General features: G+C 70.2%; 19 protein-coding genes. 11 read left to right on the top strand and 8 right to left on the bottom strand.

Features of this window, described 5'->3' with window-relative positions; translation table 11 throughout:
• Positions 1 to 74: 74 nt before the first annotated feature.
• The 3 genes from BM396_RS02635 (at position 75) to rsmA (ending at position 4,779) form a co-directional block, all read left to right on the top strand.
• The gene (locus BM396_RS02635) at positions 75 to 2,654 is read left to right on the top strand and encodes an LPS-assembly protein LptD (protein WP_051976088.1); all 2,580 of its coding nucleotides are present in this window, start codon (positions 75 to 77) and stop codon (positions 2,652 to 2,654) included.
• Between the two features lie 120 nt (positions 2,655 to 2,774).
• Positions 2,775 to 3,890 carry a 4-hydroxythreonine-4-phosphate dehydrogenase PdxA gene (gene pdxA / locus BM396_RS02630; protein ID WP_043383228.1) on the top strand — a complete coding sequence of 372 codons (1,116 nt, stop codon included), beginning with the start codon at positions 2,775 to 2,777 and terminating at the stop codon, positions 3,888 to 3,890.
• Positions 3,891 to 3,900: 10 nt separating this feature from the next.
• On the top strand, positions 3,901 to 4,779 hold the full coding sequence (gene rsmA, locus BM396_RS02625; RefSeq protein ID WP_043355983.1) for a 16S rRNA (adenine(1518)-N(6)/adenine(1519)-N(6))-dimethyltransferase RsmA: 879 nt from the start codon (positions 3,901 to 3,903) through the stop codon (positions 4,777 to 4,779).
• A gap of 45 nt (positions 4,780 to 4,824) precedes the next feature.
• Here rsmA and BM396_RS02620 read toward each other — a convergent pair whose 3' ends face one another.
• The 3 genes from BM396_RS02620 to BM396_RS02610 all read right to left on the bottom strand — a co-directional run bounded on the left by BM396_RS02620 (position 4,825) and on the right by BM396_RS02610 (position 7,843).
• Positions 4,825 to 5,796 (bottom strand): TIM44-like domain-containing protein, encoded by a 972-nt coding sequence (locus tag BM396_RS02620; protein WP_043383225.1) that lies wholly within the window; start codon positions 5,794 to 5,796, stop codon positions 4,825 to 4,827.
• A gap of 220 nt (positions 5,797 to 6,016) precedes the next feature.
• Positions 6,017 to 7,114 carry a two-component system sensor histidine kinase NtrB gene (locus BM396_RS02615; protein ID WP_043383223.1) on the bottom strand — a complete coding sequence of 366 codons (1,098 nt, stop codon included), beginning with the start codon at positions 7,112 to 7,114 and terminating at the stop codon, positions 6,017 to 6,019.
• 96 nt (positions 7,115 to 7,210) lie between these two features.
• Positions 7,211 to 7,843, bottom strand: a complete 633-nt coding sequence (locus tag BM396_RS02610) for a S24 family peptidase (protein ID WP_043355978.1) — start codon at positions 7,841 to 7,843, stop codon at positions 7,211 to 7,213.
• Between the two features lie 315 nt (positions 7,844 to 8,158).
• On the opposite strand from BM396_RS02610, the gene BM396_RS02605 reads away from it, so the two are divergent.
• The 4 genes from BM396_RS02605 (at position 8,159) to BM396_RS02590 (ending at position 12,309) form a co-directional block, all read left to right on the top strand.
• Complete coding sequence (locus tag BM396_RS02605) at positions 8,159 to 8,509, top strand: DUF952 domain-containing protein (protein WP_043383220.1); 351 nt, start codon at positions 8,159 to 8,161, stop codon at positions 8,507 to 8,509.
• Positions 8,506 to 9,582 carry a quinone-dependent dihydroorotate dehydrogenase gene (locus BM396_RS02600; RefSeq protein ID WP_043383217.1) on the top strand — a complete coding sequence of 359 codons (1,077 nt, stop codon included), beginning with the start codon at positions 8,506 to 8,508 and terminating at the stop codon, positions 9,580 to 9,582. Before BM396_RS02605 ends, BM396_RS02600 begins: the two co-directional genes overlap by 4 nt.
• A 157-nt stretch (positions 9,583 to 9,739) precedes the next feature.
• Positions 9,740 to 12,037 carry an FdhF/YdeP family oxidoreductase gene (locus tag BM396_RS02595; protein WP_043383213.1) on the top strand — a complete coding sequence of 766 codons (2,298 nt, stop codon included), beginning with the start codon at positions 9,740 to 9,742 and terminating at the stop codon, positions 12,035 to 12,037.
• Positions 12,034 to 12,309 carry a hypothetical protein gene (locus tag BM396_RS02590; RefSeq protein ID WP_043383211.1) on the top strand — a complete coding sequence of 92 codons (276 nt, stop codon included), beginning with the start codon at positions 12,034 to 12,036 and terminating at the stop codon, positions 12,307 to 12,309. Before BM396_RS02595 ends, BM396_RS02590 begins: the two co-directional genes overlap by 4 nt.
• 92 nt (positions 12,310 to 12,401) lie before the next feature.
• Here BM396_RS02590 and BM396_RS02585 read toward each other — a convergent pair whose 3' ends face one another.
• Complete coding sequence (locus BM396_RS02585; protein WP_043383208.1) at positions 12,402 to 13,295, bottom strand: HpcH/HpaI aldolase/citrate lyase family protein; 894 nt, start codon at positions 13,293 to 13,295, stop codon at positions 12,402 to 12,404.
• A gap of 215 nt (positions 13,296 to 13,510) precedes the next feature.
• Here BM396_RS02585 and BM396_RS02580 point away from each other — a divergent pair, with 215 nt between their 5' ends.
• Positions 13,511 to 13,852 carry a hypothetical protein gene (locus BM396_RS02580; RefSeq protein WP_043383204.1) on the top strand — a complete coding sequence of 114 codons (342 nt, stop codon included), beginning with the start codon at positions 13,511 to 13,513 and terminating at the stop codon, positions 13,850 to 13,852.
• Positions 13,853 to 13,886: 34 nt separating this feature from the next.
• Here BM396_RS02580 and BM396_RS02575 read toward each other — a convergent pair whose 3' ends face one another.
• Together BM396_RS02575 and BM396_RS02570 are read right to left on the bottom strand one after the other, a co-directional pair.
• Positions 13,887 to 15,245 carry an MATE family efflux transporter gene (locus BM396_RS02575; protein ID WP_170867458.1) on the bottom strand — a complete coding sequence of 453 codons (1,359 nt, stop codon included), beginning with the start codon at positions 15,243 to 15,245 and terminating at the stop codon, positions 13,887 to 13,889.
• A 130-nt stretch (positions 15,246 to 15,375) separates the two neighbouring features.
• Positions 15,376 to 15,729 (bottom strand): DUF6460 domain-containing protein, encoded by a 354-nt coding sequence (locus tag BM396_RS02570; protein ID WP_043351744.1) that lies wholly within the window; start codon positions 15,727 to 15,729, stop codon positions 15,376 to 15,378.
• Positions 15,730 to 16,016: 287 nt separating this feature from the next.
• Between BM396_RS02570 and BM396_RS02565 the strand changes: the two genes are divergently transcribed.
• From BM396_RS02565 to pdeM, 3 genes are read left to right on the top strand one after another with little or no spacing between them, the layout of a single operon-like run.
• Positions 16,017 to 16,973 carry an alpha/beta hydrolase gene (locus tag BM396_RS02565; protein WP_043383200.1) on the top strand — a complete coding sequence of 319 codons (957 nt, stop codon included), beginning with the start codon at positions 16,017 to 16,019 and terminating at the stop codon, positions 16,971 to 16,973.
• Positions 16,970 to 19,693: a ligase-associated DNA damage response DEXH box helicase gene (locus BM396_RS02560; RefSeq protein WP_170867462.1), complete on the top strand. Its 2,724-nt coding sequence runs from the start codon at positions 16,970 to 16,972 to the stop codon at positions 19,691 to 19,693. Before BM396_RS02565 ends, BM396_RS02560 begins: the two co-directional genes overlap by 4 nt.
• 41 nt (positions 19,694 to 19,734) lie before the next feature.
• Entirely contained in the window at positions 19,735 to 20,448 is a 714-nt protein-coding gene (gene pdeM, locus BM396_RS02555) for a ligase-associated DNA damage response endonuclease PdeM (protein ID WP_043351737.1), read from the top strand.
• A 121-nt stretch (positions 20,449 to 20,569) separates the two neighbouring features.
• Here pdeM and BM396_RS02550 read toward each other — a convergent pair whose 3' ends face one another.
• Together BM396_RS02550 and BM396_RS02545 are read right to left on the bottom strand one after the other, a co-directional pair.
• Positions 20,570 to 22,030 carry a methyl-accepting chemotaxis protein gene (locus tag BM396_RS02550; protein ID WP_043383193.1) on the bottom strand — a complete coding sequence of 487 codons (1,461 nt, stop codon included), beginning with the start codon at positions 22,028 to 22,030 and terminating at the stop codon, positions 20,570 to 20,572.
• Between the two features lie 206 nt (positions 22,031 to 22,236).
• Positions 22,237 to 23,223: a CorA family divalent cation transporter gene (locus BM396_RS02545; protein WP_043383190.1), complete on the bottom strand. Its 987-nt coding sequence runs from the start codon at positions 23,221 to 23,223 to the stop codon at positions 22,237 to 22,239.
• Positions 23,224 to 23,379 lie beyond the last annotated feature (156 nt).

The raw sequence follows: 23,379 nt of genomic DNA, 5'->3' as shown, positions 1-23,379 counted from the left end.
CCGCGAGCCTTCGCGGGACGGGAGACGGGTGTTGAGGTTGGTGGCGGCAGACGTCACAGGGGTTGGGACGCGCGTTGCGTAAGGTCGCCGACATCCTGCGGAAGGCTGGTTTCCGAGCTGTGCTGGCGCTCGCCGCGCCGCTGGCGGGGGGCCTGTCCGCCCATGCCCAGGGCCTGCCCGCCGTGACGGCCGGCAAGCCCGGCGACAAGCTCCTCGTCGAAGCTGACGAGCTGATCTACGACAACGACCACGGCACCGTGACGGCGCGGGGCAACGCCGAGCTGCATTACGGGCCCCGGACCCTGCAGGCCGACCGCGTGCGCTACGACCGGACTTCCGGCCGGGTCTTCGCCGAGGGCAATGTCCGCCTCACCGAGGCCGATGGCGGCGTCGTGACCGGCGCGCGCATGGAGCTCACCGACGACTTCAAGACCGGCTTCGTGGATGCCTTCCGCGGCCAGCAGACCGTCCAGCGCAAGTTCGAGACCGTGCGCACCCGGTTCTCCGCGCCGCGGGCCGAGCGCCTGAACGGCGAGCAGACGAGCTTCGAATCCGGCAGCTACACGGCCTGCGAGCCGTGCAAGGACAACCCTGAGACGCCGCCGCTGTGGCAGATCAAGGCGAAGAAGATCATCCACGACAACGAGACCCACACGGTCTACTTCGACGACTCGACGCTCGAGATCGCCGGGATCCCGGTGGCCTACCTGCCGTATTTCGAGGCGCCGGATCCGACGGTGAAGCGCAAGACCGGCTTCCTGACGCCGCGCTTCATCACGACGACCGCCCTCGGCAACGGCGTGTCGCTTCCCTACTTCATCAATCTGGCGCCGAACTACGATCTGACGGTGACGCCGACGCTGCTCAGCCGGCAGGGCCTGCTCGCGCAGGGCGAGTTCCGCCAGCGGATCGACAACGGCTTCTACAACATCCGCCTTTCGGGCATCTCGCAGACGACGCCCTCGGCCTTCCTGCCGAGCCCCCTCGGCGCCGGCGAGCGCGATTTCCGCGGCTCGGTGGAGTCGCAGGGCCGGTTCTACATCAACCCGCGCTGGCGTACGGGCTGGGACCTCGTCGGCGTCACCGACAAGTGGTTCCTCGACAATTACCGGATCCGCAACCAGAACATCACCACGGACTATTTCCGTGAGGCGACCTCGACGGCGTACCTGATCGGCCAGGGCGACCGCTCGTGGTTCGAGGCGCGGGGCTACTACTTCAAGGGCCTGTCGAGCTTCGACTGGCAGAAGCAGCAGCCGATCGTCGCCCCGGTGATCGACTACGACAAGCGGGTCAACGGTCCCTCGGAGATCGGCGGCGAGGTCCGCTTCCAGGCGAACATCACCAGCCTGACCCGCGAGACCACGCAGTACCAGGGCCTGCCACGGACCTCGAGCTACCTGTTCTCGCCGAGCGTCAACGGCGTCAGCTTCCCGCTCTACCAGACCTGCACGGTCTTCCAGCGCGGCCTCTGCGCGATCGACGGGCTCGCCGGCACCAACACCCGCGCCTCCGCGGAACTGTCCTGGCGCCGCAGCTTCATCGACGACTGGGGCCAGAAGTTCACGCCGTTCGCGTATCTGCGCACCGACGCGTTCTTCACCAATCCGAGCTTCTCCGGCTACCAGAACGATCTCGCGCCGCAGGTGGCGAAGATCGACGACGGCTTCGCCGGCCGGGTCATGCCGGCGATCGGCCTCGATTACCGCTACCCGTTCGTCGCCAATTTCGGCGCGCTCGGCGTCCACACCCTGGAGCCGATCGGCCAGATCATCGCGCGCCCGTCGGAGACCCGGATCGGCCGCCTGCCGAACGAGGACGCGCAGAGCCTCGTCTTCGACGACACGTCGCTGTTCGAATGGGACAAGTTCTCGGGCTACGACCGGGTCGAAGGCGGCGTGCGCACCAATCTCGGCGGCCAGTACTCCGTCGTGACCCCGTCGGGCTGGTACGCGAACGTGCTGTTCGGCGAGTCGATCCAGCTCGCGGGCGTCAACTCGTTCCGTCGCGGCGACATCGCCAATACCGGCCTGGATTCCGGGCTCGAGACGCAGCGATCGGACTTCGTCGGCCGGTTCCAGGTCTCGCCGAACCAGAACATCACGTTCATCAGCCGTGCCCGGTTCAACCAGGCCGACTTCCACGTGGCGCGGTTCGAGACCGGCGTGACGGCACGATTCGCGCCGTTCGCGCCGCTGACGCTGTCGGCTTTCTATTCCTACTACGAGGCGCAGCCGCTGCTCGGCTACAGCCATTATCGCGAAGGCGTCACGGCGTCCGCGACCTACAACATCACGCCGAACTGGTTCGTGTCGGGCTCGCTGCTCGTCGACCTCACGCACTACCTGGACGTGCGCAACACCTATACGGATGCCCTGAGCTCCTATCTGGCGAACCCGATCGGAACCGTGCCGATCTACCAGAATCCGGGGCGCTTCTATCTCTCGGGGGCGAGCTTCGGCGGCGGCTATCAGGACGAATGCACCACCGTCTCGCTGAACTACATCAATTCCCCGATCGCGACGGCCACCGGCGTCCGCGAGCGCAACCAGACCGTCCTGCTGCGGGTCGAACTCAAGACGCTGGGTGAGGCGGATCTGCGCCAGAACGTCGGCACCGCCACCACCGCGGACGGCATCGCCTCGGTGCGGTAAAGTCCCGCTCTCCGCGTCTGTGGGCCTCGGGAGCCACTATCCGTGGACCCGCGCTCCCCGGCGGCTCGGACCCGTGGCGCCGAGGATGCGCCCGCGGCCCGCCGGCGCTATAGACCGCCCATGCCGCCCCTCGCCCTCACCCTCGGAGATCCTGCCGGCATCGGTCCGGAGCTGGCGCTCAGCGCGTGGCTCGGACGGGGCGGCACGGAGCCGCTGCCGCCGTTCTTCCTCGTGGCCGATCCGGACTTCGTCGAGCGCCTCGCCCACCGCCTCGGCCGCCCCGTTCCGGTGGCCGAGGTCGATCCCGAGACCGCCGCCGAGGTGTTCCCGCGCGCCCTCCCGGTGGTGTCGCTGCCGAGCGGCGCCCGCGTCGCCGCCGAGCCGGGCGTGCCCGATTCCGTCAATGCCGGCGCGACCATCGAGTCGATCACGGCGGCGGTGGCGTTCGTGAAGGCCGGACGCGCGAGCGCAGTGGTCACCAACCCCATCGCCAAGTTCGTGCTGACCCGGACGGGGTTCGCCCATCCGGGCCACACCGAGTTCCTGGCCGCCCTCTCGGTCCCGCCCGGCCAGACGCCGCCCAGGCCTGTGATGATGATCTGGAGCCCGGAGCTCTCGGTGGTTCCGGTGACGATCCACGTGCCGCTGAAGGACGTGCCGGCTCTCCTCACCCAGGACCTCGTCGAGGAGACCGCCTTGATCGTCGCCCGGGACCTGCGCGACCGGTTCGGTCTGCCGGAGCCGCGCCTCGTCCTCGCGGGCTTCAACCCGCATGCGGGCGAGGCTGGGACGATCGGCCATGAAGACCGCGACGTCCTCGCCCCCGCGGTGGCGCGGCTGCGGGCACAGGGCATCGACATCCGCGGGCCGCTCCCGGCCGACACCCTGTTCCACGCCCGCGCCCGGACCACCTACGACGTCGCCCTCGCGCCCACGCACGACCAGGCCCTGATCCCGATCAAGACCATCGCGTTCGACGACGGCGTGAACGTCACCCTCGGCCTGCCCTTCGTGCGGACCTCACCGGACCACGGCACGGCCTTCGATATCGCCGGTCAGGGCATCGCCCGGCCCGACAGCCTCGTGGCGGCTTTGCGCCTCGCCGATCGGCTGGCCGCCAACGCGGCGCTGCGAAGCAGTCCGTTGGGCGGTGCCGAAATCATTCCGTTCAGCGTCTATGCCGGGCGGCCGCGATCCCCGGGCGCCCACCACTTCGACGCCGAGGACGAGCTGTGAGAGAGCCATCATGAGCGCAGGGGACGGTCTTCCGCCGCTGCGCGACGTCGTTGCCCGCCACGGCCTGGAGCCGAAGAAGGCGCTCGGCCAGAACTTCCTGTACGACCTCAACCTGACCGGGCGGATCGCCCGGGCAGCGGGTCCCCTCGCGGGTGTGACCGTGGTGGAGGTCGGCCCCGGTCCGGGCGGCCTGACGCGCGCGCTCCTCGCCGAGGGCGCCGCCCGCGTCGTGGCGATCGAGCGCGACCCGCGCGCCCTGCCGGCGCTCGCCGAGATCGCCGCCCATTATCCGGGACGCCTCGAGGTGGTCGACGCCGACGCCCTCGCCTTCGATCCGCGGCCGCTGGTGGGCGATGGGCCCGCCCGGATCGTCGCCAACCTGCCCTACAATGTCGGCACGGCGCTGCTCACCGGCTGGCTCGACGGTGAAGCCTGGCCGCCCTGGTGGGATCAGGCCGTGCTGATGTTCCAGCGGGAAGTCGCCGAGCGCATCGTCGCCAGTCCCGAGGAGCGGGCCGATTACGGCCGGCTCGGCGTGCTCTGCGGCTGGCGGACCCAGGCCGAGATCCTGTTCGACGTGAGCCCTTCGGCGTTCGTGCCGCCACCGAAGGTGACGTCGAGCGTGGTGCGGCTTGTGCCGCGGGCGGAGCCTTTGCCCTGCCGCGCCGGTGCGCTGGAAGCCGTCACCCGCGCGGCCTTCGGCCAACGCCGGAAGATGCTGCGTCAGAGCCTCAAGGCGTTGACGCCCGAGCCCGGCATCCTGCTGGCCGCGGCCGGGCTTGTCGAGACGGCGCGGGCCGAGGAAATCCCGGTGGCAGGCTTCGTCGATCTGGCGAACCGGTGGGACGCGCACAGAAAAGCCGGCACCGCGGGGGCGGCGCCGGCTTGAAAGCCTGCACGGCGGCTCCGGCCCGGAGGCCGGAGCGCGGCGCAATCAGCGGGTCTGCTGGATCGCCGAGAGCACCCAGCCGCGCCCGGGCTGGCGCAGGAAGGTCCAGAGCTCCGTCGCCTCGGACGTATCCGTCGAGACGACGCGGCCGCTGGCCCGCTCCACCATCACGTCCTTGAGGGCGTAGCGCATCGCCACGGTGGCGTAGTCGGTGCGATCCTCACCCCAGGCTTCCGCAAGATCGCCCTGCAGCAGCTTCACGTCCGAGATCGTGTTCACCACGCCGCGGGCCGCGTTGTTGCGCAGCTCCTCATCGAAGTAGCCGACCATCTCGGGCGTCGACAGGTTGCCCAGCGTCACCCGATCCTCGCGGGAATAGGCATCCTGAACGTCGCCGAGCAGCCGCTCGAACGCCTGATAGTCGGCCGGGCCGATCTGGACCGGGCGTGTCTGCGGCGGCCGCTGGCCACCGCCGAACATGCCGGCGGCGGGGCCGGCCGGAGCAGCGCCCATCGGGCCGCGCGCGCCGGGCTCGTCGTTGAGCGACGAGCGGGCATAGGGGGCACCGGCGCCGGCCGGCTCGTTCCGGCGGCGGAAGAAGCGCAGGGCCAGCATCACCACGAGCACCACGAGCCCGACCTGGAACAGCAGGCCGATCATCGAGGCGAGGCCACCGAGGCCGCCGAAGAAGCCGCCGCCGAGGAGTGCGCCGATCAGGCCGGCACCCAGCAGGCCCGCGAAGAAGCCGCCGCCGAACCGCCGGCCGGGCGCGGCCGGAGCCTGCATGCCGGGGCTGCCCATGCCGGGGGACGGCGCGGTCTGCGAACGCTGCATGGTCATGCCGCCACCCGGGGCCGTCGGCGTGGCCGAGGGGGCCGTGTAGGTGCGCGAGCCACGGGATCCGAACGATCCGCCGCCGCCCGGACGGGCTTCCACGACGGGCGCCGCGACGGTCAGCGCAGCGGCCAGCGCCAGGAGGGCGGCCACACGCCGGCGGCGCGAAATCTCAGTAAACATGTACACGCCTCAGAGGACGAGAACCGAAGAGCGCGGAGCGCCAGTGACGATATGGGAACGGCCCGGCTCGGGTTTTAGTCCTGCCCGACGGCGCCGGGATGACGTTTTCCACGGGATCGCCCCCCGTCCATGGACGCGGTGAACGGCGATCCGGCCGAGCCGGGCACGCCGAAGGCCCGCTGCCCGGGGTTGCGTTGCGCCGCGCGTCGGACCCGGCGGCTCAGTGGAGAGTGCGCTCGGGAGCCGCCGGAAAGACGAGGCGCACCTGGGTCCCCTCCCCGCTGCGGCTGTCGAGGGTGATGGTGCCGTTCTGGCGCTTCATCAGCCCATGCACGATCGCGAGGCCCGCGCCGCGCCCCGCCTCGTGACTGGTCTGAAACGGCGCCAGGGCCCGGGTGAGCATCTCGGGCGACATGCCCAGCCCCGTATCCCCGACCGCGATCCCGACGCTGCCGAGGCCCGGCTGCTGCAAGGACCGGTCGCCGGGATCGATCCGAAAGGTCGACAGAGTCAGCGTTCCCCCGGACGGCATGGCCTCGCAGGCATTGGCGACGAGATGCCGCAGGGCGAACTCAATCTGGGTCGGATTGCTGATCGCCCGGGGCAGGCCCGGCGTCGCCGCGACGGTGAGACGGATGCCGGGCGGCAGATCGGGCTCGAGGCGGCCTGCGAGATCCGCCACGATCGCGTCGAGGTCCACCGCCCGGACGTCGGGCGCGATGCGTCGGGAATAGGCCAGCAGGTGCCGGGTCAGGATCGCCGCCCGCTCGGTGGCGTCGGCTGAGCGGGCGATCGCCCGCTGGATGAACGGCTCCTGCCGGTCTCCGAGGCGACGTTTCAGCCCGTCGATGTAGCCGATCAGGATCTGCAGGAAGTTGTTGAACTCGTGCGCCACGCTGTTGGTCAGCAGCCCCAGTGCCTCGCGCTGGCGGGAGAGGGCGAGCGCCCCCTCGGCCTCGCGGCGCGCCGTGACGTCGAGGATCTGGCCGATGCGGTTGCGGGTGCCGGGAAGCGGCGCCGTGTCCAGATGGGCCCAGAAGGTGGTCCCGTCCGCGCGTGCGGCCAGGAATTCCTGACTCGCGGGGCCGGCGGGATCGAGCGCCGTCGTGCGATGGGCCAGCATGAGGTCCAGACCCTGCGCGGCGAGCCGCTCGGCCGGATACCCGGCGAGATGCTCCAGGGCCGGGTTGGCGTGGAGGACACGGCCCTGCGGATCGAGCAGGAGGCTGGGCGTCGGCAGCGCGTCGAGGAGCGAGCGGGCCTCGCCGCCGAGCGGCTCCCCCCTGCCCGCACTGTGATCCGTCCCGGGCTGCACCATGCTGCGTTCGCGCTCAGCGGATGCGGAAGGTCCGCGACGGGCCAGCGATAGCGATGAACGGCGTCACGGCCAAGCGCCGGCCGCCGCGAGCACCAGCTACTGGCGCACCCACATGACCCGCGCCATCCAGGCGATCTCGCCGAGATTCAGGACTCGGTCCTCGTGTTCGGGGTTCAGGGAGGCCAGCTCCACGGTCCGGGCCGTGCGCCGCTTCAGCTCCTTGGCCAGGACCTCGCCGCCATGCAGGCGGACCACGACGCGGTCGCCCTTGCGGACGCTGGCCGTGGGCGACACGATCAGCACGTCGCCGTCCCGGAACAGCGGCAGCATGGAATCGCCCTGGATCTCCAGCGCGAAGGCCCGCTCCTCGCCGAGATCCGGAAACTCGATCTCCTCCCAGCCCGCGCCGCCGGTGGGCATGCCCTCGTCGGTGAACAGGCGGCCGGCGCCGGCCTGCGTCAGGCCGATCAGCGGAACCATGGTGCGGGCGGGAATTTCCCGCGCCTCGATGAGCCGCAGGAACTCGTCGAGGCTCGATCCGGTCGCAGCCAGGACCTTGGACACCGATTCCGTGGAGGGCCAGCGCTTGCGGCCGTCGGCGCCCACGCGCTTCGAGCGGTTGAAGCTCGTGGCGTCGAGGCCGGCGCGGCGGGCGAGCCCGGAGGCCGAGTAGCCGTGGCGCTCGGCGAGCCGGTCGATGGCGTTCCAGATCTGCTCGTGCGACAGCATCGCGGACTCGGAGGCTCACCCTCAGCGGGCCGGCACCCCCGTCTCACCAGCCGGGATCCGGCTGCCTCGGGGGCACGGAGACGGTTTGTCCGCCGGGTCCGTTCAAAACCCGCCGGGTACGCGCGGAGATACTTGACAATTTACTTTCCGGATCCGCTCTGCCGGTCCGGACAGGGCTGTGTGACGTCCAGCCTAGTTGTAGGAAAGTAGAACTACGGGCGTCAGATTGCAATCGCTCCTCGAATCGGCAAAGCGCATCGGTGTTGCCGCCGGCGCCCGGCGCCTCTATCGACGCGTCGGTTCCGGGGAGCTTCGATGCCGCTCATCTACAAGATCTGTCCGCGTGCCCTGTGGCGCGAGGCCGAGGCCGCGGGCCAATTCACGGGGGCGCCGATCGACCGCCAGGACGGCTTCATCCATTTCTCGACGGCCGCCCAGGTCGCCGAGACGGCCGCCCGACACTTCGCCGGACAGGACGACCTGCTCCTCGTTGCGGTCGAGGCCGAGGCGCTCGACGACGGCCTGCGCTACGAGCCCTCCCGGGGGGGCGACCTGTTCCCGCACCTCTACGGTCCGCTGCCGCTCTCGGCCGTGGTCGCGGTGGACGAAATGCCGCTGGACGGCGACGGGCGGCACGCATTTCCGGCCGGGATCCTGCCGGCATGATCGACGCCGCCTTCCCGCTCGTCCGGCCGCTCCTCCATCGCCTTGACGCGGAGCGCGCGCACGACCTGACGCTGCACGCCCTGGCGCTCCTTCCGGCGGCTGGCCCGCCGACGGACGACCCGCGGCTCGCCGTCGACCTGCTCGGGCGCCGCTTCCCCAACCCGGTCGGCCTCGCCGCCGGCTTCGACAAGGGCGCGCGCGTTCCCGACGCGTTGCTGAGCCTCGGCTTCGGCTTCGTCGAGGTGGGCGGGGTGGTGCCGCGACCGCAGCCCGGCAACCCGCGGCCGCGGGTGTTCCGCCTGACCGCCGACCGGGCGGTGATCAACCGCTTCGGCCTCAACAGCGAGGGGGTGTCGGTGGTGGCCGGCCGGTTGCGTGTCCGGAAAGGCCGCTCCGGGATCGTCGGCGTCAACATCGGCGCCAACAAGGAGTCCACCGACCGCCTCGCCGACTACGCGGCCTGCACTGCCGCCCTCGCGCCGCTGGTCGATTTCGTCACCGTCAATGTCTCCTCGCCCAACACCCCGGGCCTGCGCGACCTCCAGGGCGAGGCCTTCCTCGACGAACTGCTCGCCCGGACGGTCGAGGCCCGCGACGCGGCGGGTGCCGACGCGGCGATCCTCCTGAAGATCGCCCCCGACATGGCGTTGGACGCCCTCGACGCGGTCTGCGCAACGGCGCAACGGCGCGGCGTCCAGGCCCTCGTCGTGTCCAACACCACCGTGGCCCGTCCGGCGAGCCTCCGCGAGCAGGGGCTCGCCCGGGAGACCGGCGGGCTGTCGGGCCGGCCGCTCTTCGGCCCGGCGACCCGGATGCTGGCCCAGACGCGCCTGCGGGTCGGAAACACGATTCCGCTGATCGGTGTCGGCGGCGTGGATTCGGCGGAGGCCGCCTGGGCCAAGATCCGGGCCGGGGCCAGTCTCGTGCAGCTCTACTCCGCGCTCGTGTACGAGGGCCCGGGACTGGTCGGGCGCATCAAGGCGGGCCTGCTGGCGCAGATGGACCGGGCCGGCGTCACGAGCCTCGCCACGGTGGTCGGACGGGACGCCGCGGAACTCGCCCGCACCGCGTGAGAGGGGACGCGCCAGTTTAGAAAGGCTTTGCGGAGTGGGAGCTTAGCCTGTGCCCCATGCATGAGGGGCCTGCGCCCGCACGCCATTGTGAGGGACCTGGAGAGCCGCTTATCTCGCGTCTGCGAGACACGTCGCGTCAGCCAATCCAGGACGGTTCATGGCCCAATCTGAAGGGTCTTCCAAGCGCTCATCCGCCGCCGGCGGCTGGGGTGCTCTGAAGAGCTGCGGCAAGCACCTGCTCGGCAGCCGCGCGCCCCTCACCGGCGCCCGCGCGCTGTTGAAGGCCAACCAGCCCGACGGGTTCGACTGCCCCGGCTGCGCCTGGGGCGACCCGGAGCACGGCTCGTCCTTCGAGTTCTGCGAGAACGGCGTGAAGGCGGTCTCCTGGGAGGCCACCGACAAGCGCACGAAGCCGTCCTTCTTCGCCAAGCACACGCTGACCGAGCTGCGGGACTGGAGCGACTACGCCCTCGAGGGCCAGGGCCGCCTGACGCATCCGATGCGCTACGACGCGGCGAGCGACCGCTACCTGCCGGTGAGCTGGGACGCGGCCTTCGCGGAGATCGGCGCGACCCTGCGCGGGCTCGACCATCCGGACCAGGCCGAGTTCTACACCTCGGGCCGCGCCTCCAACGAGGCCGCCTACCTGTACCAGCTCTTCGCCCGGGCCTACGGGACCAACAATTTCCCCGACTGCTCGAACATGTGCCACGAGGCGAGCGGCGTGGCGCTGATCGATGCGATCGGCATCGGCAAGGGCACGGTCCTGCTGGAGGATTTCGAGAAGGCGGACGCGATCTTCTGCGTCGGCCAGAATCCCGGGACCAACCATCCGCGGATGCTCGGCGACCTGCGCCGGGCGGCCGAGCGCGGCGCCCAGGTCGTGGTGCTCAACCCGGTGCGCGAGCGCGGCCTGGAGCGGTTCGCCGATCCGCAGAACACCGTCGAGATGCTCCGCGGCTCGAGCCGCCCCATCGCCAGCCACTATCTGCAGCCGCGCTCGGGCGGCGACATGGCGGCCTTCCGGGGCATCGCCAAGATCGTGTTCGCCCGCGACGCCGAGGCCCTGGCGGCCGGCCGGCCGTCGCTCCTCGACCAGGCCTTCCTGGAGCACCACACCGCCGGTCTCGACGCCTATCGCTCGGCCGTTGAGGCGACCTCCTGGGACGCGATCCTCGACCAGTCCGGCCTCACGATGGACGAGATCGCCGCCATGGCGGACGTCTATCTCGGCGCGCAGCGGGTCATCGCCACCTGGGCGATGGGCGTGACCCAGCATCGGCACTCGGTGGCGACGATCCGGGAGATCGCCAACCTCCTGTTCCTGCGCGGCCATATCGGCCGCCCCGGCGCGGGCCTGTGCCCGGTCCGGGGCCACTCGAACGTTCAGGGCGACCGCACGGTCGGCATCAACGAGCGCCCCTCCGCGTCCTTCCTGGACGCCCTGGAGCAGCATTTCGGCCTCGCCATGCCGCGCCGGCACGGCCACAACGTGCTCGCGGCGATCCGCGCCATGCGGGACGGCACGTCCAAGGCCTTCATCGGGCTCGGCGGCAACTTCCTGCGGGCGACGCCCGACACGCCGGTGGTGGCGCAGGCGCTGGCGTCGTGCCGGCTCACCGTCCACATCGCCACGAAACTCAACCACGCCCATCTGGTGCCCGGCGCGGTCGGCTACCTGCTGCCCTGCCTCGGCCGCACCGAGATCGACCGGACCGAAGAGGGCAAGATCCAGATCGTGACCGTCGAAGATTCGATGAGCATGGTCCACGGGTCGGGCGGCATCAACAAGCCGGCCTCGAAGGAGCTGCGGTCCGAGATCGCCATCATCGCCGGGATGGCGCAGGCGACTCTCGGCGCCTCCGCCATCGACTGGGCCGGCTTCGCCGCGGATTACGACCGGATCCGCGAGGCGATCGCCGCCACGATCCCGGGCTTCACCGGCTACAACACCCGCGTGCGCAAGCCCCGCGGCTTCATGCTGCGCAACCTCGCCGCCGAGCGGGTATTCGAGACGGCCACCGGCCGGGCCAATTTCTCGGCGGATGCCCTTCCGGCCGAAACCGAACATCAGGCCGCCCGGAAGGCCCGTGACACGTTCGTGCTGCAGACGTTCCGCAGCCACGACCAGTACAACACCACGATCTACGGGATGGATGACCGCTACCGCGGCGTCTACGGCGAGCGCCGCGTCCTGTTCGCCCATCCGGACGACCTTGCGGCGATCCGCGACCGGCTCGGCGAGCGCGTCGACATCGTGGGCACGCACGACGACGGCATCACCCGCCGCGCGGAGAATTTCCGCCTCGTGCCCTTCGACATGCCGCGGGGATCGCTGGCCGGCTACTATCCGGAGCTGAACGTGCTGGTGCCCCTGTCGACCTTCGGCGAGAAGAGCGACACGCCGACCTCCAAATCCGTGCTGGTGACCCTGCAGGCGCCCGTGGCCGCGTGAGCCAGGGCCCCGACGAGGCGGCGTTCGTCGCCGCCCTCGACCGGGTTTCGGCCGCTCATCCCGGCCTCGACCCGCTGTCGGCGGGTCTCCTGGCGGCGCTGGATCTCGGCCTGCCGGGCGACAGCCGCGCCTTCGCCCGCACCGTCGGGGTGGAGCACGCGCTCGTGCTGCGGTCGCTGGTCGGCCTGGAGGAGGCCGGGCTCGTCGTGGTCACGGCGCGCGATGGGCGCACCCAGCGGACGCGCTACGAATCCGCCGGGTGCGCCACATGATGAACAAGTGCGGACCCGTCATCACGAGGGTCGCGCGATGACCCAGGCCCGCGCGACACGGCAGAGGGTGGCGCTGCGGGCTGGAAGACGGTTCAGAACCCCTTCGCCTTGATCGCCTCGGCCCAGGTGACCGCCCGGCGGTTCACGCCGAGGTGCTGCCGCTCGTAGAGCCGACCCTCCAGCTTGATCGCGCCGCGCTTGGCATATTCCGGGCGCTCGAACGCCTCGATCACCAGCTTGGCCCGGCGCACCTCCTCCTCGGTGGGGGCGAAGGACGTGTTGGCGGGCTCCAGCTGCGTCGGGTGGATCAGCGTCTTGCCGTCGAAGCCCAGGTCGCGGGCCTGACGGCACTCTTCGCGACAGCCTTCGGTATCGGCGATGTCGTTGTACACGCCGTCGAGGATGGCCAAGCCCTCCGACCGGGCCGCGGCCAGCGCCATCATCATCCAGGGCAGCATCGGCACGCGGCCGGGCACGATCTTGGCCCAGGTGTCCTTGGCGAGGTCGTTGGTGCCCAGCACAAGGCAGGTCAGGCGGTTGCGCGGATCGCGCTTGGCCCGTGCGATCTCCTGGATGTTGAGGATCGAGGCCGGCGTCTCGATCATCGCCCAGATCGCGATGCCCTCCGGGGCGTCGAGGGATTCGAGCCGGTCGGCGATGCTCTCTAGCACCGCCGGCGACGAGACCTTCGGCATCAGGATCGCGTCGGGCTTGGCTTCGATGGCGGCGTGGAGATCCGCCTCACCCCAGGGGGTCTGCGGGGCGTTGACCCGGATGATCAGCTCGCGGCTGCCGTAAGCGCCGCTCTTCACGGCTGCGCAGACCTGCTCCCGGGCGATCTCCTTTTCCTCCGGACCGACGGCATCCTCGAGGTCGAGAATGATGCTGTCCACCGGCAGGGTCTTGGCCTTGTCGAGCGCCCGCTGGTTCGAGCCGGGCATGTAGAGCACGCTCCGGCGCAGGCGCAGATCGGTCGTCGTGGCCATCGGCTTCTCCCTCCTGGGCCGTCGCGCGGCCTCCTGTCGTTGCACTGCACCCTAAAGCACGAAACCGGCCGCGCCACACCCTGACGATCGGGGCCGGTGAGTTCCCGGGCGGTTTGATACCGCGGCCTCTCTGCGCAGATCGAAGCCGCGGTTTGGTCATGTTCCGCCGCTTAAAGGCCGGACGAAACCAATTCTTGGAACCCGGAAACTCGACGATGCGCAAAGTCTTGGTCACCCTGGCCTTGCTCGGGACATTGGCGGCACCCGAGGCGGCCCGGGCCCAGAGCCGGACCACCCTCGGCGTCGGCTCCGGCGCGGTCGCGGGGGCGCTGGTCGGCGGGCCGATCGGTGCCGTCGCGGGCGCCGTGGTCGGCGGCTTCGTGGGGAACTCGACGGAGCGCGGGCGCCGCCATGTCCGCCGGGGCCGCCGCTACGGCTCCGCGGCGCCGCGCCGGTCCTACCCGCGTCGGGCGGAGGCCGTCATGCCGCGCACCACGGGCACCGTCGCCCGCGCCGCGCCGTCCGCCCAGCCCACCACCTGGAAGGATCCGCGCTAGCAGGCCGCTCGCCTCGCACGGACGCGGAATCCGCCTAGGCCGCCTGTTCGCGTGCGGATGACGCTGGTTCCCGGAACGTGTCCCGGGCGAGGCCCGGGAAGGCGATCGCCTGTCCGAGGCCCCGGGCGCCCAGGAAGCCCACGAAGGCGAGCCACAGCCCGGTATTGCCGAGGCCCAGGCTCTCGACCAGCACGAGGATCGCGCAATAGGCGGCGAGCGCGCACGCCATCAGGTTGCGCATCGCCCGGGTCCAGGTCGCGCCGATGTAGATCCCGTCATACGCGAAGGGCGCAGCGGCGGCGAGCGGCGCCAGGGCCGCGAGGACGAGGTAGGAGCGCGCCGCCTCGCGCACCGGCCCGTTCGTCGTTACGGCATCGATGAAGGCCGCGCCGCCCGCCAGCGACAGCAGGCTGACCGCGAGCCCGAAGCCGAGGCACCAGCGCAGGCACAGGGTGGCGGCCGCATCGAATGCGTCCGCGTCCCGGGCGCCCACCGCCTGGCCGCAGAGGGTCTCGGCCGCCGTGGCGAAGCCGTCGAGGAAGAACCCGCCGATCAGGAAGAGATTCCACAGGACCGAGTTCGCCGCTAGCACCACGTCGCCCTGCCGGGCGCCCAGCGCCGAGAACAGCACGATGCCGGTGATCAGGGCGAGCGTCCGCAGGATCACGTCGCCGTTGACGCTGAGCGTCCGGCGGAGCGCCGTGGCGTCGCGGAGATCGCGCAGCGGCACCCGGAACGGCCGCGCGCCGAGGCGCGCCAGGAGGACCAACCCGAGGCCGAGCCCGAGCGCCTCGGCGCCCAGCGTCGCCAGCGCCGCCCCGGCGAGCCCGAGGCCGAAGCCCAGGACCAGGGTGAGCGTCAGCGCGACATTGGTCAGGTTGATCGCGACCTGCAGCAGCAGGCCGAGATCGGTGCGCCCGCGCCCCAGGACCGAGCCGAGCACGCCGTAGCTCGCCAGCACGAAGGGCGCGGACAGGATGCGGATGTGGAAATAGGTCGCAAGGCCCGCAATCACGGCCTCGCTCGCCCCGCTGATCCGGAAGGCGAGCTGGGCGAGCGGTTCCTGCAGGACCACCAGGACCAGGCCGATCAGGGCGCCCGCCGCCAGCGCCCGGGCCAGGATGCGATCGACCTCGGGCTCGTCTTGTCCGCCGACCGCCTGCGCGGTCAGGCCGGCGGTCGCCATGCGAAGCGCCCCGAACGACCAGAAGATCGCGTCGAAGATCACCGCGCCGAGGGCGATGGCGCCGAGCAGCGCTGCGTCGCCGAGCCGGCCGATCACCGCCGCCCCGACGAAGCCGAGCATCGGCGTCGTGACGTTGGCGACCGTCATCGGCAGCGCCAGAGCCAGGACGCGGCGGTTCGTCGGGCGGCCGGAACTGGCGGCGTGCATCAGGCCTCACGCTGGAAAGCTGCGCCGTCCGCGCAAAGCCGGACGAGGGCATCGGCGGGTCAGGCTCCCAGGCTCCGCTCCGCGGCGCCGGGATGACGGGCCTGACTGTGCCGGTCGGCCTCGGATTCGGTCAGCGCGAGACGGCGAAGAGGCGCGCGATCAGCCAGAGCGGCACGACCACGATCGCCCCGGCGAGGATCCAGCCGCCGAAATCGTGGAGCGAGGCGAGCCCGACATCGATCAGCGCCCGCGCCGAATCATAGACGTGCCAGAACAGCCGCCCGGGCGTGAGGCCGAGCATCGACATGAAGGCGCCGACCAGCACCGACAGGAACAGCAGGCGCAGGAACACGCCGGCGGGCGAGCCGCCGAGGAAGCGCCGGAGCGCCGAGGGTCGTGACCGGTAGGTCTCCGCCCCGTAGGGGGCGTTCGGCGGCGCGCCCTGCTGATAGCCTTGCCGGCGCCGGTCGTGATCGACGAGCATTGCGTCCTCGTGAAGCCTCAGGGCCTTCGGATCGGCGACGAAGCGGGCGGAACCGTGGCCGGCGCACCACACCGCGTCGAAACCGGAACGCGGATCGGGCGTTGGCGGGTTTCTCCTGCGCCGTGCAGATGGCAAGCGGCGACGCGCACGCCAAGATGCAGGGCCAAGATGCAGGACGGGGTGGGGCACGACGCCGGGTTGTCGCAGCGCCCCCTCGACCAAAGGGAGAACTCCCGGGATATGGGAGTGTTGTGAGAGGCTCGAGTGCCGACGGGACCATACGCACGATGATCGACCACGCCCTGTTCGACCCGGCGACGATCGATCCCGAGACGATCCGGATCAATGCCGAGATCGTGGCGGCGCATGCCGCCCTGCCCGATCCCTGGTCGCTGCCGATCGCCGAAGTCCGCGAGCGCCGCCGCCTGGGCACCAAGGCGGCGCCGGCCATGCCGCACAGCGCCCGGGCGGAGTGGCTGACGATCGACGGGCCCGGTGGTCCTCTCAAGCTCCGCGTGGTCCGGCCCAAGCCCGGTACGAAGCTGCGCGGCGCCTATCTGCACATCCATCGCGGCGGCTGGGTCTGGGGCTCCGCCGACGAGCAGGATCCCTGGCTGGAGCGGATCGCCGACACCTGCGGCTTCGTCGCCCTCTCGGTGGAGTACCGGCTCGCCCCGGAGCATCCCTATCCGGCGGCGCTGCACGATTGCGAGGCCGCGGCCCTCTGGCTGGCCGGCCCCGGCAAGGTCGAGTTCGGCATTCACGCCCTGACGATCGGGGGCGAGTCGGTGGGCGCGCACCTCGCCGTGATGGTGCTGCTGCGGCTGCGCGACAAGCACAACCTGCCGCGGGCCTTCCGGGGCGCCAACCTGAATGCCGGCTTCTTCGACCTCGGCCTCACCCCATCGGTCCGGAACTGGGGCGAGGAGCGGCTCGTCGTGAACACCCGCGACCTGACCAAGTTCGCCGACGGCTATGTCCGCGAGGGCATCGACCGGCGTCGGCCGGACGTGTCGCCGATCTATGCCGACTTGAAGGGGCTGCCGCCGGCCCTGTTCACCATCGGCACTGCCGATCCCCTCCTCGACGACACGCTGTACATGTCGGCGCGCTGGGCGGCGGCCGGCAATGGCGGCCACACCGCGGTCTATCCCGGCGGGTGTCACGTGTTCGCCCGCTATCCGAGCCCGATGAGCGAGAGGGCCCTGGAACTGATCGACCGTTTCCTGATGGCGCTCGCCTGAGCGACCTGTCCGAGGTCCTTCCGGAGCGGTTCCAGGCCTGGTTCGCGGCCCGCGGCTGGGCGCCCAGGCCGCACCAGCTCGATCTCCTGCGGATCGCCGGCGCCGGCCGGTCGGCCCTCCTCGTGGCGCCGACCGGGGCCGGCAAGACGCTGGCCGGCTTCCTGCCCAGCCTCGTCGCCCTCGCTGAGCGCGGGACGCAGAAGCTGAAGCCGGCGGGGCTCCACACCCTCTACGTCTCGCCGCTCAAGGCGCTGGCGGTGGACATCGCCCGAAACCTCGACGCGCCGATCGCCGAGATGGGGTTGCCGGTGCGCGTCGAGACCCGCACCGGCGATACCCCTGCGCACAAGCGCACCCGTCAGATCAGCCGTCCGCCCGACATCCTGCTGACCACGCCCGAGCAGCTGGCGCTGCTGATCGCCCACCGCGAGGCGGCCGAGTTTTTCTCCGGATTGCGGTGCGTGGTGCTGGACGAGTTGCACGCGCTGGTGACGTCCAAGCGCGGCGACCTGCTGTCGCTGGCGCTGGCGCGTCTGCATCGCCTGAGCCCGGGGCTCGCGGCGATCGGGCTGTCCGCGACGGTGCGCGAGCCGGATGAGCTGCGGAAATATCTGGTGCCGCAGGGGCCGCTTCCCTTCCCCCCGTCTGCGGGTGCGCCTCCCACTTTGCACGACGAAACGGCCGACACGGTTGTGGGACCGGGCGTGGGTCCCCTCTCCCGAGCGGGAGAGGGTGAAGAACGAGAACTCACAGAACCTGACTCGACCGCGACGCCCGGCGCCGACGTGCCTGATCCTGAGACTCCTCGTCCCTCACCCCAGCCCTCTCCCGCTCGGGAGAGGGGGCAGGTCGCGCCCCCCATGGCCGATCTCGTCACGGTGGCGGGCGGCGCGAAGGCGGATCTGCGCATGCTCGATCTCGGCCGGGCGCTGCCGATCTCCGGCCACACCGCGTGGCACTCGATGCCGGCCATCTACGAGCTCATCAAGGAGCACCGGACCACGCTGGTCTTCGTGAACACCCGGCTTCAGGCCGAGTACACCTTCCAGGAGCTGTGGCGGCTCAACGAGGACGCGCTGCCGATCGCGATCCATCATGGCTCGCTGGACGCGCAGCAGCGCCGCCGGGTCGAGGCCGCCATGGCGGCGGGTCAGCTGCGGGCGATCGTCTGCACCGCGACCCTCGATCTCGGCATCGACTGGGGCGACGTCGATCTCGTGGTCAATGTCGGTGCGCCGAAGGGCGCGAGCCGGATCATGCAGCGGATCGGCCGGGCCAACCACCGCATGGACGAGCCCTCGAAGGCCTATCTCGTCCCGGGCAACCGCTTCGAGATGCTGGAGTGCCAGGCGGCGCTCGACGCCGTCGAGGAAGCCGCGCAGGACACCCCCGATGCCCGCCAGGGCGCCCTCGACGTCCTCGCCCAGCACGTGCTCGGCATGGCCTGCGCCGACGCCTTCGACCCGGTCGATCTCTACGACGAGATCGTCTCGGCGGTGCCTTATGCCGGGCTCACCTGGGAAGCTTTCGAGCAGGTGGTCGATTACGTCGCCACCGGGGGCTACGCGCTGCGCGCCTACGAACGCTTCGCCAAGATCCTGCGCGGCCCGGACGGGCTCTGGCGCGTGCGCGACGCCCGCACCGCGCAGGCCTATCGGATGAATGTCGGCACCATCGTGGAGGCGGCGCGGGTCCGGGTCCGTCTGGGCCGGACCCTGCGCGGCAAGCCCGGCACGGTCCTGCCGAAATCCGGCCGGGTGCTCGGCGAGATCGAGGATGAGTTCGCCGAGACGCTGACCGTCGGCGACACCTTCCTGTTCGCGGGCGAGACCCTCCGCTTCGAGGGCCTCGCCGAGGACGAGTGCCTCGTGACCCGCGCCCCGCCCGGCACCGACCCGGCGATCCCGTCCTACGCGGGCGCGAAATTCCCGCTCTCGACCTTCCTCGCCGCCCGGGTCCGGGCACTCATCGCCGACCCGTTCGCGTGGGATCGCCTGCCCAAGCAGATCGGCGAGTATCTGGTCCAGCAGCGCCGCCGCTCGGTCCTGCCGGGTGAGCGCGATCTGCTCGTAGAGACGTTCCCGCGGGGCAAACGCTACTATCTGACCGCCTTCCCATTCGAGGGCCGCCTCGCGCACCAGACGCTCGGCATGCTGCTCACCCGCCGGCTGGAGCGCGACGGCCTGCGGCCGCTGGGCTTCGCGGCCAACGATTACGGCATCGCGATCTGGACGACCCGCGACGTTTCCGAACGCGCCGCCCGCGATCCCGACTTCATCGGCGACCTCTTCGCGGTCGACATGCTCGGCGACGATCTGGAGGCGTGGCTCGACGAATCGGCCATGATGAAGCGCACCTTCCGGCAATGCGCCGTCATCGCCGGGCTGATCGAGCGCCACCATCCGGGGCAGAAGAAATCCGGCCGGCAGGTCACGATCTCGACCGATCTGATCTACGACGTACTGCGCAAGCACCAGCCCGACCACCTCCTGCTGCGGGCGGCGCGGCAGGATGCGGCAACCGGACTCCTCGACGTGAGGCGCCTCGGCATGATGCTAGAGCGCATCCAGGGGCGAATCATCCAAAGGTCTCTCGACCGGGTCTCGCCGCTCTCCGTATCCGTGATGCTCGAGATCGGGCGCGAGCGGGTCTACGGCGAGGGCGCCGACGAGATCCTGGCCGAGGCCGAGGCGGAGCTTCTCCAAGAGGCTCTGTCCTGACCGTCGATCCGCCCTCCCCCGACGACACCGAGGATGCGATCTTGGCGGCCGGCCTGAGACTCGAGAAGACTCACAAGCACCCCACCCTGATGCTCGCGGGCGAGACCCTGGTGCTCGATCTCTGCGGCGGCCTCTGGCTGCCGGAGCACCGGACGCTGATCGTGTCCGACCTCCACCTGGAGAAGGGCTCGTCCTACGCGGCCCGATCCGGCCAGTTCCTGCCGCCCTACGACACCCGCGAGACGCTCGCCTGCCTCCACGAGGCGGTGGCGCGTCACGAGCCCGCCCGCGTGGTCGCCCTGGGCGACTCCTTCCACGACGCCCGCGGGCCCGAGCGCATGGAGCCGGGCGACCGCGCCTTGGTGGCGGCGCTGCAGGAGGGCCGGGACTGGGTCTGGATCGCCGGCAACCACGATGCGGCCGTGAACGAAGGCGTCGGCGGGCGCTACGCCGACGCGCTGACCCTCGGCGGCCTCGTCCTGCGCCACGAGCCGAGCCCGGAGCCCGTTCCCGGCGAGATCGCCGGCCATCTCCATCCCTGCGGGAAGGTCGCGATGCGGGGGCGGGCCGTCCGCCGCCGCTGCTTCGTCACGGATGGCACGCGGCTGGTGATGCCGGCCTTCGGCGCCTATGCGGGCGGGCTGAACGTGCGCGACAAGGCCATCGAGGGCTTGTTCCCGAAGGGATTCACCGCCCACCTCCTCGGCGACGGCCGGGTCTTCGCCATCGGCCGGGCGCAGCTCGCCCGGGACTGAGCGCGCCCGTCATCCCGCGCACGTTCGCGCGGCGCGTCGTCTCGATGCGCCGCGCCGACGGGATCGCCTCGCTTCGTTCGGCAGGACGGCGCCGCGGCGAGGCGCCCGGTCTGATCCGGCCTCAGGCCGTCTTCATGAACCGGGTCACGCTGTCCGACAGGCTTGCCGAGTGGCCCGCGAGGCTCTCGGCGACATCCTGGACGGCCCGGGCGAGCTGACCGGTGGCATTGGCGGCCTCGGAAACACCGCCGATATTGCCCGCCATCTCGTGGGTGGAGACCGCCTGCTCCTCGACGGCGCTCGCCATCGCCAGGGTCAGCTTGGACAACTCGCCCACCGCCGCGGTGATCATCTCGATCGCTCCCACCGCCTCGCCGGTGGCGCTCTGGATCGCCGAGACCTGCTGTGTGATCTCGCCAGTCGCCTTGGCGGTCTGCTCTGCGAGCGCCTTGACCTCGGAGGCCACCACCGCGAAGCCGCGGCCGGCGGCCCCCGCCCGCGCCGCCTCGATGGTCGCATTCAGCGCCAGGAGATTGGTCTGGTCGGCGATCGACTTGATCATGCTGACCACCGCGTCGACCTTGCGGGCATTCTCGGCGAGCTGGCGCATGGTCGCGTCCGTGGTCCCGGCCTGCGCGGCGATCTGCTGCGCGCGCTCCGAGACGCGCCCGACCTGACCGGAAATCTCCTGGATCGCGCCGTTCATCTGCTCGGAATTTGCCGCGACCGACGAGGCCTTGTGCCGTGCGGATTCGGCGGACTGCATCAGCCCTTCGGCCGAGTTCTGCATCTCCTGGATGGCCGAGCCCACCGCCTCGACCACCCGCTTGACGTCGGTCTCCATGTTCACCTGCGCGGTGACCACGGCCCAGGTCAGCATCGGCCCGAGATACTGACCCTTCTCGTCGTTCACGGCCGTGACGCGCAGGTTTAGGGTCTCGGGTCCGACCTTGATCTTGGTGGAGTGCGGCAGCCGGCTCGCATCCGCCAGCATGGTGCGCTGGTGGCTCGGATTCTTGTGGAAGATGTCGAACGACCGGCCGAGCATGTCGTCGACTTTCACCGGCAGATGCTGGTCGATCGTCCCGAGGGTCCGGCGCGAGGTGGCGTTCATATAGTCGATCCTGAAGTCGTTCTTGAGGTCGGCCGTCATGACGGCCACCGGAACGTTGTCGATCATGGTCAGGAGCCGGTTGATCTCCTTCTTCTTGGCGGAGATGTCCGAGGCGAACTTGACCACCTTCACGGGCCGGCCACGGGCGTCGAGGACGGGATTGTATGTCGCCTCCAGCCAGACCGAGTTGCCGTCCTTGTCCAGGCGGAGGAACTCGCCGGTGACGTACTCGCCCGTCTTCAGCTTGTCCCAGAATTCCGTATACTTTGCGGTCTCGGCATAGGCCCTATCTACGAAGAGACGGTGGTGCCGGTTCTGAATATCCGGCAGATCATACTTCATCAGCTTCAAGAAATTCTTGTTCGCATGGACGACGTTTCCGTCCATCGAAAACTCGATGATCGCGAGCGAACGATCCAGGGCATCGATCTTGGCCTGGGCTTCGTTGAAAGTCGTACGGTTGAACATTTCGACACTCGCATTCCTCGCCCGCGGGTATCGCATCGCAGCGTTAATGAACTCTTTCTTGCTGCGTTATGCTGGTCTCCGTTTGGCGGTAGACAATCGAAGACTTTTGATCGCGATGACGGAGTGCCTTCGAGGTCGGGGTAGACGATTTCAGCGCTATTAACACTTGGCGAGACGCTTTTTGTGCTGTTAAAACAGTCTGAATATCAGAACCAACCGCGCATTCGAAAGTATACTATAGGCGCTATGGCGCTGAAAAGGATCAGGCCGAGCGCGTAGGGATAGCCGAGAGTCCAGTCCAGCTCCGGCATATGCTTGAAGTTCATGCCGTAGATCGACGCGATCAACGTCGGCGGGACGCCGACCACCGAGACGACGGTGAGCACCCGGAAGACGTTGTTCTGCTCGATGGTGATGAGGCCGAGGGCCGCGTCGAGCAGGAACTGCACGTTCTCAGCGAGGCGCGTCTCGAACTCGTCGAGGGATTCGATGTCCCGCTTGATCGTCTCGAAGCGCGCGTCCTCCGGCAGGCCGATGCCGTCGCAGGCTGCGGCGACGAACGGCACGATCCGTTCGAGCCCGAGCAGGCTGGCGCGGATCTTCCCCAGAACCTTTCCGCGGTTGCTGATGCCCCGCAGGATCCGGCGCAGGGCGAGGTCGCGGCGCCGGGGCGGCGGGCTCTCCAGGCGCCGCCGCTCGGCACCCCGGACGTCGAAGTCGAAGATCCGGGTCGAGAGCGTGTCGAGTTCCGATCCCATGTCCTCCAGGGCGTCCGCGAGGCTGTCGACCAGCTCCTCCAGGACGACGAGGAAGATCTCGCTCGGGGTCGTGCTGTCATCGCCCTCCGCGATGCGCTTCGCGGAGGAGTCGAAGGCGCGCAGGTCGTGAAAGCGGATCGTGACGAAGTGGTCCTTGGTCAACAGGAAGCCCAGCGGCTTCACCTGCGACGCGCTCTGCTCGAAGGTGATCATCGGCGTCGAGAGCGACAGGCCGCCCTTCACCCGGCGCAGGCGACTCGACGTCTCGACCTCCGACAGCGCCGCCCGGGACGGCACGCGCAGACCGGTCGCCGCCTCGACCGCTTTGGCTTCCTCCGGGCTCGGGTCGTTCAGGTCGAGCCATACCGTATGGCGCGCGATCGGGCTGCCGGGTTGCAACGCCACCGGGCCTTCGGGTCCGTGCAGGCTCAACATGACGGCGCATTATCCATGGGGCGAGAAGGAAGGCCGCCGGCGCGTCATCGCACCGTCGCGCGGGGGTGCGACAGCCTTGACTCGGAACCGCAGCGAGCCTATCTCGCCGCCGTCTTTGGCACTCGCCGAGACAGAGTGCTAACAGTCGAGTTCGCG

The sequence above is a fragment of the Methylobacterium sp. UNCCL125 genome (genome assembly GCF_900116795.1).
Lineage (GTDB): Bacteria > Pseudomonadota > Alphaproteobacteria > Rhizobiales > Beijerinckiaceae > Methylobacterium > Methylobacterium fujisawaense.
Note: the sequence above shows the minus strand (reverse complement) of the source record. Positions and strands in the feature narration are given on the sequence as shown.